Below are 12,276 nucleotides of genomic sequence, written 5' to 3'. Positions count from 1 at the left end.
AATGGCACGCAGAAGAAGCGGCGACGATCGCGGCCTACAGCCGGTCGGCGATCGCCGCGGTGACCTCGTCGGTCGCCGCGTCGCCGCCGAGGTCGCCGGTCCGCGGCCCGTCGGAGAGCACGCCCTCCACGGCGTCGCGTACCCGCTGAGCCTCCTCGACGTGGCCGAGGTACTCCAGCAGCATGGCGGCCGAGAGGATCGCCGCGGTCGGGTTGGCTGCTCCCTGGCCGGCGATGTCGGGCGCGGTGCCGTGGACCGGCTCGAACAGCGCGTTGTCGTGCCCGATGTTGGCCGACGGAAGCAGGCCGAGCCCGCCGACGAGCCCGGCGGCCAGATCGGAGAGCACGTCGCCCGCGAGGTTCGGACAGACGATCACGCCGTACTGGCTCGGGTCGAGCGGGAGCTTCGTCGCGAACGCGTCCATCAGCTCCTCGTCGGCGTCGACGCCGCGCGCCTCGGCGACCGCGAGCACCTCCTCGCGGAACCGACCGTCGGTCTCGCGCATCACGTTCGCCTTGTGCGCGACGGTGAACCCCTCCTCGGCGTCGCCGCCGGGCCCCCGACCGTCCGCGACGAACTCGCAGGCGAACTCCGCGAGCTCGCGGGAGGCCGACGAGGTGACGACCCGCGTCAGCGTCGAGAGGTCGTCGGAGAGTCGGTCCTCGTGGCCGGCGTAGACGCCCTCGGTGTTCTCGCGGAGGAAGACCACGTCCGTCTCCGGCCGGACCGCGTCGACGCCGGGGTACGCCTTCGCGGGCCGGACGTTGACGAACGAGTCGACCGCATCGCGCAGCGGGAGGATGACGTCGGCGGCGGTCTCGCCGGCCGCGCCGAACAGCGTCGCGTCCGCCTCGGCCGCGAGCTCGTACGTCTCCGCCGGGAGCGCCTCGCCGGTCTCCGCCTTTACCGCGTCGCCGGCTTCGGCCTCGACGAACTCGAAGTCGACCGGGAGCGCCTCCAGCACCTCGACGGCGGCCGGGACGACCTCGCGGCCGATCCCGTCGCCCTCGATGACGACGACCTCGTGGCTCACGCCTCGTCCCCCGGAATGTGCTCGGCCGGAACGTACGGCAGCGACCGGGCGGTCTCGCGGACCGCACCCTCGTTCGCGCCCATCAGCGCCGTGGTGTCCCAGACCCCCTCGACGAGCGCCTTCCGCTGGGCGTCGTGGACCGTCGCGTCGATCACGGTGTCGCCGTAGGCGATCGTCTCCGCGGCCACGTCGATGTCGACCTCGGCGTCCGGGTTGGCCTCGACGTAGTCCTGTAGCGCCTCGATGTCCTCCTGATCGGCCGTGACCGTGGGGACGCCGAGCGCGAGGCAGTTGCCCGCGAAGATCTCCGCGAACGACTCGCCGACGACCGCGTCGATCCCCCAGCGCATCAGCGCCTGCGGGGCGTGCTCGCGCGAGGAGCCGCAGCCGAAGTTCTGGTTGACCACCAGAACGTTCGCGCCGCGGTACTGCTCCTCGTTGAACGGGTGGTCCTTCTCCTCGTCCTCGTCGTCGAACCGCTGATCGAAGAAGGAGAACTGGCCCAGCCCGTCGAAGGTGACGACCTTCATGAACCGCGCCGGGATGATCTGGTCGGTGTCGATGTCGTTGCCCCGGACCGGGATCCCGGTGCCGGAGACCTCGGTGACCTTCTCGGCCGGCGCCTCGCCGTCGCTGAACTCGGGCGAGCTCATACGGTCGCCACCTCCTCCATCTCGCGGACATCGGTGACCTCGCCGGTCACCGCCGCGGCCGCGACCATGATCGGACTCATCAGCACGGTGCGCCCGTCCTTCGAGCCCTGCCGGCCGACGAAGTTCCGGTTCGACGAGGAGGCGCTCGCCTCGTCGCCCACCAGCTGGTCGTCGTTCATGCCGAGACACATCGAACAGCCGGGCTCGCGCCAGTCGAAGCCGGCCTCCTTGAACACCTCGTCGAGCCCCTCGGCCTCCGCGGCGTCGCGAACGCGCTGGCTGCCGGGGACGACCATCGCGCGCACGTCGTCGTCGACCTCGCGGCCCTCGACGAACGCCGCGGCCTCGCGGAGGTCCTTCAGGCGCGCGTTGGTACACGAGCCGAGGAACGCCACGTCGATGTCGTACCCCTCCATCGTGTCGCCGGGCTCGACGCGCATGTGCTTCTGTGCGCGCCGCGCCGTATCTCGGTCCTCCTCGGGCAGGTCGTCGGGGTCCGGGATCGGCTCGGTGATCCCCGCGGTCTGCCCGGGCGTGGTCCCCCACGTCACGGTCGGCTCGATCGCCGAGCCGTCGATGGTGACCACGTCGTCGTACTCGGCGTCGTCGTCGGTCCGGATCGACTCCCAGTAGGGTTTCAGCCGCTCGAACTCCTCGGGGTCGTCGGCGAAGGCGTCCGTCTCCCGCAGCCACTCGTAGGTGGTCTCGTCGGGGTTGACGTACCCCGCGCGGGCGCCGCCCTCGATCGACATGTTACAGATGGACATCCGCCCCTCCATCCCGAGGCTCTCGATGGCCTCGCCGGCGTACTCGTACACGTGGCCGACGCCGCCGTCGGTCCCGAGCTTCCCGATGATCGTGAGGATGACGTCCTTCGCGGTGACGCCCTCGCCGAGCTCGCCCGTGACCTCGATTTTTCGGACCTTCTGTTTCTCCATCGCGACGCAGCCGGTCGCCAGCACGTCGCGGATCTGCGAGGTTCCGATGCCGAACGCCAGCGCGCCGAACGCGCCGTGCGTCGACGTGTGCGAGTCCCCGCAGACGATCGTCATGCCCGGCTGGGTGAGCCCCTGCTCCGGCCCGATGACGTGGACGATCCCCTGATTCCCGGAGTCCGGGTCGGAGAACTCGATGCCGGAGCCGCGGACGTTCTCCTCCAGTTCCGCCATCATGCTCTCGGCCGCCTCGTCGCGGTAGGGCCGGTCGCGGTTCCCGGTCGGCACGATGTGGTCGACCGTCGCGTGCGTGCGCTTCGGGAACGCGACCTCCTGTCCGCGCTCCTTCAGCATGCCGAACGCCTGCGGGCTGGTGACCTCGTGGACGAGGTGGAGCCCGACGAACAGCTGGTCTTGGCCGGTCGGCAGCCGCGTCACCTTGTGGCGGTCCCACACCTTGTCGTACAGCGTCCCCTCGCTCATGGGCGCTCACCCGCGTGACGCGTGGGCTGTGCGGTGTCGTGGGGCCCGTTCGCGTCGCCGCGTACGCCCATCAGGCGGACACCTCGGCGCTCTCCTCCTCGTCTTCTTCGCTCTCCTCCTGCCACGCGAACAGGCCGCGAAGCTCCTCGCCGACGGCCTCGATCTCGTGGTTCTTCTCCGCGGTCCGGAGCTGGGTGTAGGAGGGTCGCCCCGCCTGGTTCTCGGAGATCCACTCACGGGCGAACTCGCCGTTCTGGACCTTCTCTAAGACCTCCTCCATGTTCTCGCGGGCGTGCTCGTCGACGACCACGTCGCCCTGCGTGAGCCCGCCGTACTCGGCGGTGTCGGAGACGGAGTCCCACATGCCGCCGAGCCCGTCCTCGTACATCAGGTCGACGATGAGCTTGAGCTCGTTGAGACACTCGAAGTACGCCATCTCCGGGGAGTAGCCGGCGTCGACCAGCGTCTCGTACCCCTGCTTCACGAGCGAGGTGACGCCGCCACAGAGGACGGCCTGCTCGCCGAACAGGTCGGTCTCGGTCTCCTCGCGGAACGACGTCTCGACGACGCCGGCGCGGGTGCAGCCGATCGCGGCCGCGTAGGCGAGCCCCTCGTCGTGGGCGTCGCCGGTCGCGTCCTGGTACACCGCCAGCAGGCCTGGGGTCCCCTCGTCGTTCTCGTAGTTCCGGCGCACGAGGTGGCCCGGCGACTTCGGCGCGACCATCGTCACGTCGACGTCCTCGGGCGGCTGGATCTGGTTGTAGTGGATGTTGAACCCGTGCGCGAACTGGAGCGTGTCGCCCGCGTCCAGGTTCGGCTCGACGGCGTTCTCGTACACGTCCGGCTGGACCGTGTCGGGTACGAGGACGCTCACGATGTCGGCCTCGGCGGCCGCGTCCGCGGGGGTCTCCACGCGGAGCCCGTCGCTCTCGGCGGCGCTTCGCGAGGAGCTGTCCTCGCGGAGGCCGACGATCACGTCGACCCCGCTCTCGGAGAGGTTCTGCGCGTGCGCGTGGCCCTGCGACCCGTAGCCGAGCACGGCCACGGTCTTGTGGGCGATCGCCTCCTCGTCCGCGTCTTCGTCGTAGTATACTGTCGAGTCGAACGTCTGCGTGTCGTCTTCGGTCATGTGTATGGTTGTGGGTTCGCGTGTGTTCGCGTCGCGTGTCAGTCGTCGTGCGTCGTCGGTTCGCCGGCCGTTCCGGGCTTCTCTCCGGGCGCCGTCGGCGTGTTGCCGCGCGCGAGAGCGGTCGGCCCGGTGCGCGCGATCTCGACGATTCCGAACCGCTCGAAGGCGCCGATCGCGTTGTCGATCCTGGCGTTGTCGCCGGTGAGCTCGACGGTGATCGTCTCCGGGCCGGCGTCGACCGTCCGGCCGTCGTACATCTCGGAGACGGCGTGGACCGCCGCGGGGTCGTCGGCCTCGACCTTCAACAGGACGAGCTCCGAGGTGACCGCGTCGCCGGCGACCTCGCCGACGGAGATGACCGGCTTCAGCTTCGCCATCTGCTTCTCGATCTGATCGATGCCGGGGTCCGTCTCCTCGACGACCATGGTGATCCGCGAGTGGCCGTCCACGGTCGTCGGGCCGACGGTCAGGCTCTCGATGTTGAACTGGCGGCGGGAGACGAGCCCGGAGACGCGCGCGAGCACGCCCGGCTCGTCCTCCACCAGCGCCGAGATGACGGCGCGGCGGGACTCGTGTTCCGCCTCGAGGACGGGGTCGATACGGATCCCCTCGAGGTTCCGGCGCCCCTCGGGGTGGTCGCGCTCCGCCGGGCCGGGCTGTTCGCTCGGCATCGGCCGGGAGTCCGCCTCGGGCGCGCCGCCGTCGGTCGCGGCGCGGGAGTCGGGCGAGTCGTCGCTCATAGCTGGTCCTCCGCGGTGGCGAACTTCCCGTTCGCACCGCCGCTCGGCACCATCGGAAGGACGTTCTCCTCGGGGTCGACGTGGAAGTCGATCACGGCCGGCCCGTCGTAGTCGAGGGCCTCCTCGACCGCGGGCGCGACCTCGTCGTAGTCGTCGACGCGGAGCCCTAAAGCGCCGAACGCCTCGGCGAGCTTGTCGAACTCGGGCATCCACGTGTAGTCGGAGGCCATGTGACGCCCCTCGTAGAAGGCGTCCTGCCACTGGCGCACCATGCCGATGTACTCGTTGTTCAGCACCGCGATGGTGACGTCGAGGTCCTCGCGGACCGCCACCGACAGCTCCTGCATCGTCATCAGGAAGGAGCCGTCGCCGTCGAAACACACCACGTCGCGGTCCGGCTCGCCCATGTTGTCGGCCGCGACGCGCGCGCCGACCGCGGCGGGCACGCCGTAGCCCATCGTCCCCAGCCCGTGCGAGGAGACCCACGTCCGGGGCTCCGAGTACGTCCAGAACTGGGAGGCCCACATCTGGTGTTGGCCGACGCCCGTGGTGACGATGGTGTCGTCGGCGGTCGCCTCGTCGAACGCCTCGACGACGAACTGCGGCTTCAGCGGCTCGTCGTCGGGCGTCGCGTACGTGAGCGGGTACGTCTCCTTCCACTCGGAACAGCGCTCGCGCCACGCCTCGGCGTCGGGCGCCTCGCGGACCGCGGCGGTCAGCTGGTCGAGGACGCGCCCCGCGTCGCCGATCAGCGGGTAGTCGGCGTAGACGTTCTTCGAGATCTCGGCCGGGTCGATGTCGACGTGGACGACCTCGGCCTCCGGCGCGAACGTGTCGATCCCGCCCGTCAGCCGGTCGTCGAACCGGGTGCCGACCGCGATCAGGCAGTCGGTGTGGGTGATCGCCATGTTGGCGTAGCCGGTGCCGTGCATCCCGGCCCACGAGAGGCAGAGCTCGTCGTCCTCGGGGAACGAGCCGATGCCCGGCATCGTCGTCGTCACGGGGACGCCGTACGTGCGCGCGAAGGTGCGCGCGGCGTCGCTCGCGTCCGCCTTGATGACGCCGCCGCCGAACAGGCACACGGGTCGCTCGGCCTCCTCGATGGCCCGAGCGGCCTCCTCGACCGCGTCCGGGTCGGCGTTCGGGTCGGGGTCGGTGCCGGCCGGCGGCGTCGCCGGCCCGGGCGTCTCGTCCGTCTCGTCCTGCGTCACGTCCTTCGGCAGGTCGACGAGCGTCGGTCCGGGACGGCCCGCGCGCGCCAGCTCGAACGCCTCGCCGACGGTGTCGCCGACGGTGTCCGCGCCGTTCGCGAAGTAGTTGTGCTTCGTGATCGGGCGGGTGACGCCGACCGTGTCGGTCTCCTGGAACGCGTCGTTGCCGACGAACTCGGTGGGCACCTGCCCCGTCAGCGCCAGCATCGCGTCGGAGTCCATGTCGGCGTCGGCGATCCCGGTGACGAGGTTGGTCGCGCCCGGCCCCGAGGTCGCCAGACAGAGGCCCGGCTCGCCCGCCACGACGCCGTAGGCGTCGGCGGCGTGGGCCGCGCCCTGCTCGTGGGCCATCGTCACGTGGCGGATCGAGGAGTCGTACAGCGCGTCGTAGACGGGCATGATCGCGCCGCCCTGCACGCCGAAGGCGGTCTCCGCGCCGGCGGCCTCCAGCGCGGCGACGACCGACTCGGCGCCGGTCGACACCGGTCCCGCGGCGGGACCGTCCGTGTCGGTCGGGCCGTCGGTCTCGGCCGCGACCGACTCGTCCGCGTCCGGCGGGTCCTCTGTCTCGTCGTCTCGTGGCTGTGCTGCTGTGTCGCTCATTGTCGTGGTGGTGTTCGGTGGTGCATCTCGCGGGTGTGAGAGTCGGTCGGTCCGAACGCCGAATCGCCGGACGAGAGCGGACTCGACCGTCGGCGTTCGTCGATGCGCGGCGTCGGTGAGGAAGGGGTGGTGTAGGGGGTTATACCCCTACGATGATCGGCGCGACGGCTCCGGCGACGTCGGCGGTCGTCGGGTTCGCGGCGTGCCGTCGCATCTCGTCCCCACCAACACAGCCGGGGTATAAATCCCTGTCGGGGAGCGGAACCGGAAGGCCGGTTCCGAGGCGCGGGTCGAACCGTGCGATCGCTTCGGACCGCGCGATCGATTCCGCCCGCGCGACCGCGCGGCGGTCGCTCCGCGGGCTCCCCGCGCAGGGAGGCGGCCATCAGACCCGGACCTCCTCCTCGCGGTCGACGTCCGCCTCCTCGGCGAACCGCTCGACGTCGCCGGCGGTCACCTGACGCTTGCCGGAGCCGTACTCCTTGACGCGCTTGGTAATGCGCCGGACCTCGCCGTCGCTCGGATCGAAGCCGGCCTCCACCAGGTGCTTGCGCACGCTGTGGGTGCCGGTGTGTTTGCCTAAAACGAACTCGCGTTCGGCGCCGACCATCTCCGGGGTCATCACGCCGGTCTCGAACGTGTCGGCGTTCTCGATGACGCCCGCGGCGTGGATGCCCGACTCGTGGGCGAACGCGTTCCGCCCGGTGACGGGCTTGTTCGCCGGCACCGGGATGTCCGAGGCCTCCTCGACGATCCGGGCCAGCTTGGTGATCTGGGTCGTGTCGATGCCGGTGTCGACGCCGTACACCGATTCGACCGCCATCACGACCTCCTCGTAGGCGGCGTTGCCGGCGCGCTCGCCGATCCCGTTGACCGACACCTGCGCCTGCTCCGCGCCGTTCTCGAACCCGGTGACCGCGTTCGCCGCGGCCATCCCGAAGTCGTCGTGCGTGTGCACGTCGACGCGGGCGTCGGTCGCCTCGACGACCGCCTTCACCGTCTTCCCGAAGCTCGTCGGCATCGCGACGCCGCACGTGTCCGGGATGTTGATCCAGTCGGTGCCCGCGTCGCTGACCGCCTCGACGATCTCCCGCAGGTAGTCGGGGTCGGTCCGCGTCGCGTCCATCGGCGAGAACATGCACTCGACGCCGGCGTCTTTCACCTGCTCGACGGCGGCGACGGCGCGCTGTTTCGCCTCCTGCCGGGTCGCGTGCATCGAGTCCTCCAGCTGTACGTCGCTGGTGGAGACGAACACGTGGACCATCTCGACGCCGGAGTCGACGGCGGCGTCGATGTCGCCCTCGACGACCCGCGCCAGTCCGCAGACGGTGGTGTCCGTCGCGGCGGCGATGTCGCTCACGGCCTCGAACTCCGCGTCCGAGTTCACCGGGAACCCAGCCTCGATGACGTGGGTGTTCATGTCGTCCAGCGTCGCCGCTATGCGGCGTTTCTCCTCGTAGCTGAACGACGTGCGCGGTGACTGTTCACCGTCTCGTAACGTCGTGTCGAAGATCCGTACAGGACCGATATCGATGTTAGAAGCTATCGTGCCCTGGAAGAACTCGATCCGCCGGGGCGTCCGACGAATCCTCCGTGATGTCTGTCATCGACTGACGAAAGCAGGGTCGAGAACTTAACACTTGTGCCGGTCGCAAAAACGGCCCGTCCGAAGGAGCTCGTGATCCGAGCGCCGATCCGAAAAATCGCCCGACACCAACGAGACGAAGGATCCTTATACACACTATACACACACCGAGGCGATCGGGGTGCTGTGGTTTCGGAACCCGGTTAATAAGGGATATCGACGTTCGTTCCGTTCCGCGGGAAGCCGGCGCGCGGTCAGCTCGCAGTCGACTCGCGACCGACACGCGCCTCAGTCCCCGTTCATCCACGCGGAGAAGCCGCCCTCGATCAGCGTCTCGGCCTGTCGGTCGATGTACTCGCGCTGGGTGGCGTGGACGGCGGTCTCGAACTCCTCGCCGGCGTCGAGGCGCTCGCGGACCCGGTCCCGCTTCCAGCTCGCCGGAGTCGTTCGGTTCGCCACCCGCCACCGGAGCGGGGCGAGCCACGCGGCGGCCTCCTCCTCGGGGCAGCCCGCGGTCCGGAGGCCCGCCTCGGCGTGGTCGAGGAGGTCCCCGTACACCGCGTCGGTGTCGGTCGTGCGCTCCCCGTCGAGGTCGACCCACTCGATCTCCGCGTCGAGCCCGTCGGCGACCGCGGCGTAGAAGTTGTCGCGGGCGGTCTCCCAGTCGAGCCCGATGACGGGGTGCTCCCGCTGCGGGAGCGCCTGCATCAGCCCGGCGAACGCCCCCTGAAAGGCGATCGAGTCGCGGACGGTGGGCTGGCCCGGGATCGGCCGGAACTCGATCCGAGCGTTGGCGCTCGACCGGCTCGCGCCCTCGAAGACCGGGCGGACCCACCGCCAGTAGCTGCCGTGTTTCGTCCGGAACGTCGCGAACTGATCGTCGAACCGGTCGGTACCGTCGGGCTCCGGCATCGGAATCAGCGTCTCGTCGCCCGCGATCCGGTCGACCGCGGTCTCGACGTCGTGGAACTCCCGCGGGAACCGGACTTTCCCCTCGTCGGTGCGAGCGTTGAGCACCGACTCGAACACGTGGATCCGGTTCTCCGTCGCGCCCTCCGCGAGGACGCGGTCGCCGTCCCAGTCGTCGTCGTACAGGTCCGGCGGGAAGAAGGGGGAGTTGACCCCGAGCGCGAGCAGGGGGCCGGCGACCCGGAGCGCGTACCGGAAGTGGCGCGGCAGGGTCTCGGCGTGCGCGACCTGGTAGTGGGGCTGTATCGAGGTGATGAGGCTCTCGGGCATCACCGTGTCCGCCTCCAGCGACACCCCCGGCGCCTCGAGGACCGTCCCGCGGTTCCCGTCGTCGCCCGCGTTCGCCATCGCGTGGTATCGCACCGCGTCGCTCATGTTGACGGCGACGGTGACCCCGTCGACGTCGACGCTGTCGGTGAGGTACTCGCGGGCCGTCTCGCCCGCCGGCGGGATGGTCCAGAGGGCGTCGGAGACGAGCCGCATCCCCTCGACGCCCGCGGTGTTCTCCGCGGCCTCCAGCCGCGCCCGGACCTCCGCGAGCTGCGCCCGGAGCCCGTGGTCGGAGAGCGGCTGCGGGCTCGTCGACATCTCGGCGTTGTGGAGCCCGAGCTCCTTCTCGAACCCCATCAGCTCCAGCAGCCGACGGGGGACTCTCATCAGGGCGTACTCGCCCGCCCGCGACTCCTCGCTCCACCGCCCGTCGGCGACCGCGTAGAACTCGTACTCGAAGCCGACGATCGACTGGTGGTTGTCGAAGGCGCCGTCGCGGAGCGCCTGCTTGACGACCTCCGCCTCCTCCTCGGCGCGGGCGTCGAACTCGTCGGGGTCGACCGCGAGCGCCTCGCGGACGCCGTCGGCGAGGGCGGACTCGGTGCTCATGGGAGGGTCGACGACCGCGGCCGGTAAAAAGGCCTGCGCCCGATCGGCGGCGTGGGAGGGGTCGGCACGCGGTTCGCTCGTCCGAGACCGATTCGCGTCGCGATACCGACGCGTATCCCGGCGCCATCTGTATCGGGGCGCTTTTGCCGAGCGATCGCCGACTCCGCGCATGGAGTTCGCAGCGCTCGCCGACCGGGCGGAGGAGCTGGCGACCGAGCCCGCAGACATCGAGACGACCCGGCTCGTCGCCGACCTGCTCGCGGCGGCCGGGGATCGCGGCGAGGGCGGCGAGAACGGCGACGGCGACACCGAGGACGACGACCTCGCGACGGTCACCCGGTTCCTGCTCGGACGCGTCTTCCCGGCGCACGACACCCGGACGCTCGACGTGGGCCCGGCCCTCTGTCGCGAGGCGATCGCTCGCGCCGCCGGCCCGAACGTGACCGCCGACGACGTGGAAGAGCGGCTGGCCGAGGAAGGCGAGATCGGCGCGGTCGCCGCCGGCTTCGAGTTCGGCGGCCAGCGCGGCCTCGCCGCCTTCGGCGAGGGGCGCGACGAGCTCACCGTCGCCGGGGTCGACGCGGAGCTGCGCGAGCTGGCGGCCGCCGCCGGCGACGGGAGCGAGTCCCGCAAGCGCGACGTCCTGTTCGGGCTGTTCAACCGGTGCGAGCCCGCCGAGGCGAAGGTGCTCGCCCGGCTCGTGCTCGGCGAGATGCGGCTCGGCGTCGGCGAGGGGGCCGTCCGCGACGCGATCGCCGAGGCGTTTCTCGCGGGCGAGGCGGCCGACGGCGGAGGTGTCGATGACGACGAGAGCGACGACGGCGACGCCGACGATCCGACCCTCCGCGCCGGCGACGAGGCTGTCGCGGCGGTCGAGCGCGCGCTGCAGGTGACCAACGACTACGGGCGCGTCGCGGTCCTCGCCCGCGACGAGGGCTTCGCCGGCCTACGCGCCGAGGGGCTGGAGGTCGGTCGACCGGTGCAGGCGATGCTCGCGCAGGCCGGCACGGCGACCGACGCGGTCGAGGCGTTCGGCGAGGTCGCCGTCGAGACGAAGTTCGACGGGGCGCGGGTGCAGGTCCACTACGTGCCGGAGTCGGGCGGTGACGATGCCGGGGGCGCCGGCGACGAGACCGGCGGCGACGACTCCGACGGACTCGGTCCGCGGATCTACTCCCGGAACATGGATGACGTGACCGACGCGCTCCCGGAGGTCGTCGAGTACGTCGAGTCCCGCGTCTCGGTCCCGGTCATCCTCGACGGGGAGGTCGTCGCGGTCGACGACGACGGCGCTCCCCTCCCGTTCCAGGAGGTCCTGCGTCGCTTCCGGCGGAAACACGACGTGGACCGGATGCGCGAGGAGGTCGGGCTCCAGCTCCACGCGTTCGACTGCCTCCACGCCGACGGCGAGGACCTGCTCGACGAACCGCTCCGCGCCCGCCACGACCGGCTCGGCGAGGTCTTGCCCGACGCGGCCGCGGGCGTCGAGTTCGCGAACGACCCCGGGGCGGTCGAGGCGGCGGAGGCGGCCGCGCTCGACGCGGGCCACGAGGGCGTGATGCTGAAGAACCCCGAGGCGGCGTACACGCCGGGCGACCGCGGCCGCGACTGGCTCAAGCGCAAGCCGGACGTGGAGACGCTCGACGCCGTCGTGGTCGGCGCGGAGTGGGGCGAGGGGCGCCGCGCGGAGCTGTTCGGGACGTTCCTGCTCGGCGTGCGGACCGGCGGCGACGACGAGTTCGCAACCATCGGGAAGGTCGCGACCGGGCTCACCGACGAGGAGCTCGCCGACCTCACCGAGCGGCTGGAGCCCCACGTGGTGAGCGAGGACGGCACCGAGATCGAGATCCGGCCCGCGGTCGTCCTCGAAGTCGGGTACGAGGAGATCCAGACTTCGCCGACCTACTCGTCCGGCTACGCCCTGCGGTTCCCGCGGTTCGTCGGCGTGCGCGGGGACAAATCGGTCGACGACGCCGACTCGCTCGAGCGGGTCGCGCGGCTCGCCGGCGACGGGGAGTGAACGAGGCGGATAACGCGGACCCGATAGCCACCCTCA

9 protein-coding genes are annotated in these 12,276 nt (G+C 70.9%); 1 reads left to right on the top strand and 8 read right to left on the bottom strand.

From position 1 onward, the window contains the following. Positions 1-34 precede the first annotated feature (34 nt). The 8 genes from EDM04_RS04925 to EDM04_RS04890 all read right to left on the bottom strand — a co-directional run bounded on the left by EDM04_RS04925 (position 35) and on the right by EDM04_RS04890 (position 10,220). Complete coding sequence (locus tag EDM04_RS04925; protein WP_123620035.1) at positions 35-1,033, bottom strand: isocitrate/isopropylmalate family dehydrogenase; 999 nt, start codon at positions 1,031-1,033, stop codon at positions 35-37. Further along, positions 1,030-1,686, bottom strand: coding sequence for a 3-isopropylmalate dehydratase small subunit (leuD, locus tag EDM04_RS04920; RefSeq protein ID WP_123620034.1), 657 nt, complete (start codon positions 1,684-1,686; stop codon positions 1,030-1,032). The genes EDM04_RS04925 and leuD overlap by 4 nt, the downstream gene beginning before the upstream one ends. Beyond that, entirely contained in the window at positions 1,683-3,104 is a 1,422-nt protein-coding gene (leuC, locus tag EDM04_RS04915) for a 3-isopropylmalate dehydratase large subunit (RefSeq protein WP_123620033.1), read from the bottom strand. The genes leuD and leuC overlap by 4 nt, the downstream gene beginning before the upstream one ends. Before the next feature lie 70 nt (positions 3,105-3,174). Then, a complete protein-coding gene (ilvC, locus tag EDM04_RS04910; protein WP_394338976.1) occupies positions 3,175-4,275 on the bottom strand; it encodes a ketol-acid reductoisomerase in 1,101 nt (366 codons plus the stop codon). Further along, on the bottom strand, positions 4,272-4,973 hold the full coding sequence (gene ilvN, locus EDM04_RS04905) for an acetolactate synthase small subunit (RefSeq protein ID WP_123620031.1): 702 nt from the start codon (positions 4,971-4,973) through the stop codon (positions 4,272-4,274). The genes ilvC and ilvN overlap by 4 nt, the downstream gene beginning before the upstream one ends. After that, complete coding sequence (gene ilvB / locus EDM04_RS04900; RefSeq protein ID WP_123620030.1) at positions 4,970-6,787, bottom strand: biosynthetic-type acetolactate synthase large subunit; 1,818 nt, start codon at positions 6,785-6,787, stop codon at positions 4,970-4,972. The genes ilvN and ilvB overlap by 4 nt, the downstream gene beginning before the upstream one ends. Before the next feature lie 385 nt (positions 6,788-7,172). Next, the gene (locus EDM04_RS04895) at positions 7,173-8,333 is read right to left on the bottom strand and encodes a LeuA family protein (RefSeq protein ID WP_206424430.1); all 1,161 of its coding nucleotides are present in this window, start codon (positions 8,331-8,333) and stop codon (positions 7,173-7,175) included. A 327-nt stretch (positions 8,334-8,660) separates the two neighbouring features. Next, the gene (locus tag EDM04_RS04890; protein WP_123620028.1) at positions 8,661-10,220 is read right to left on the bottom strand and encodes a hypothetical protein; all 1,560 of its coding nucleotides are present in this window, start codon (positions 10,218-10,220) and stop codon (positions 8,661-8,663) included. Positions 10,221-10,389: 169 nt separating this feature from the next. Between EDM04_RS04890 and ligA the strand changes: the two genes are divergently transcribed. Further along, positions 10,390-12,240, top strand: coding sequence for an ATP-dependent DNA ligase LigA (gene ligA / locus EDM04_RS04885; protein ID WP_123620027.1), 1,851 nt, complete (start codon positions 10,390-10,392; stop codon positions 12,238-12,240). Positions 12,241-12,276 lie beyond the last annotated feature (36 nt).

This window comes from Halorubrum sp. CSM-61 (genome assembly GCF_003781945.1).
Lineage (GTDB): Archaea > Halobacteriota > Halobacteria > Halobacteriales > Haloferacaceae > Halorubrum.
The sequence above is the reverse complement of the archived record's forward strand: the minus strand, read 5'-3'. Positions and strand labels throughout refer to the sequence as shown.

Coding starts and splice junctions, on each gene's coding strand:
- EDM04_RS04890 (WP_123620028.1), bottom strand. CDS start 10,220: ATGAGCACCGAGTCCGCCCTCGCCGACGGCGTCCGCGAGGCGCTCGCG.
- ligA (WP_123620027.1), top strand. CDS start 10,390: ATGGAGTTCGCAGCGCTCGCCGACCGGGCGGAGGAGCTGGCGACCGAG.
- leuD (WP_123620034.1), bottom strand. CDS start 1,686: ATGAGCTCGCCCGAGTTCAGCGACGGCGAGGCGCCGGCCGAGAAGGTC.
- leuC (WP_123620033.1), bottom strand. CDS start 3,104: ATGAGCGAGGGGACGCTGTACGACAAGGTGTGGGACCGCCACAAGGTG.
- ilvB (WP_123620030.1), bottom strand. CDS start 6,787: ATGAGCGACACAGCAGCACAGCCACGAGACGACGAGACAGAGGACCCG.
- ilvN (WP_123620031.1), bottom strand. CDS start 4,973: ATGAGCGACGACTCGCCCGACTCCCGCGCCGCGACCGACGGCGGCGCG.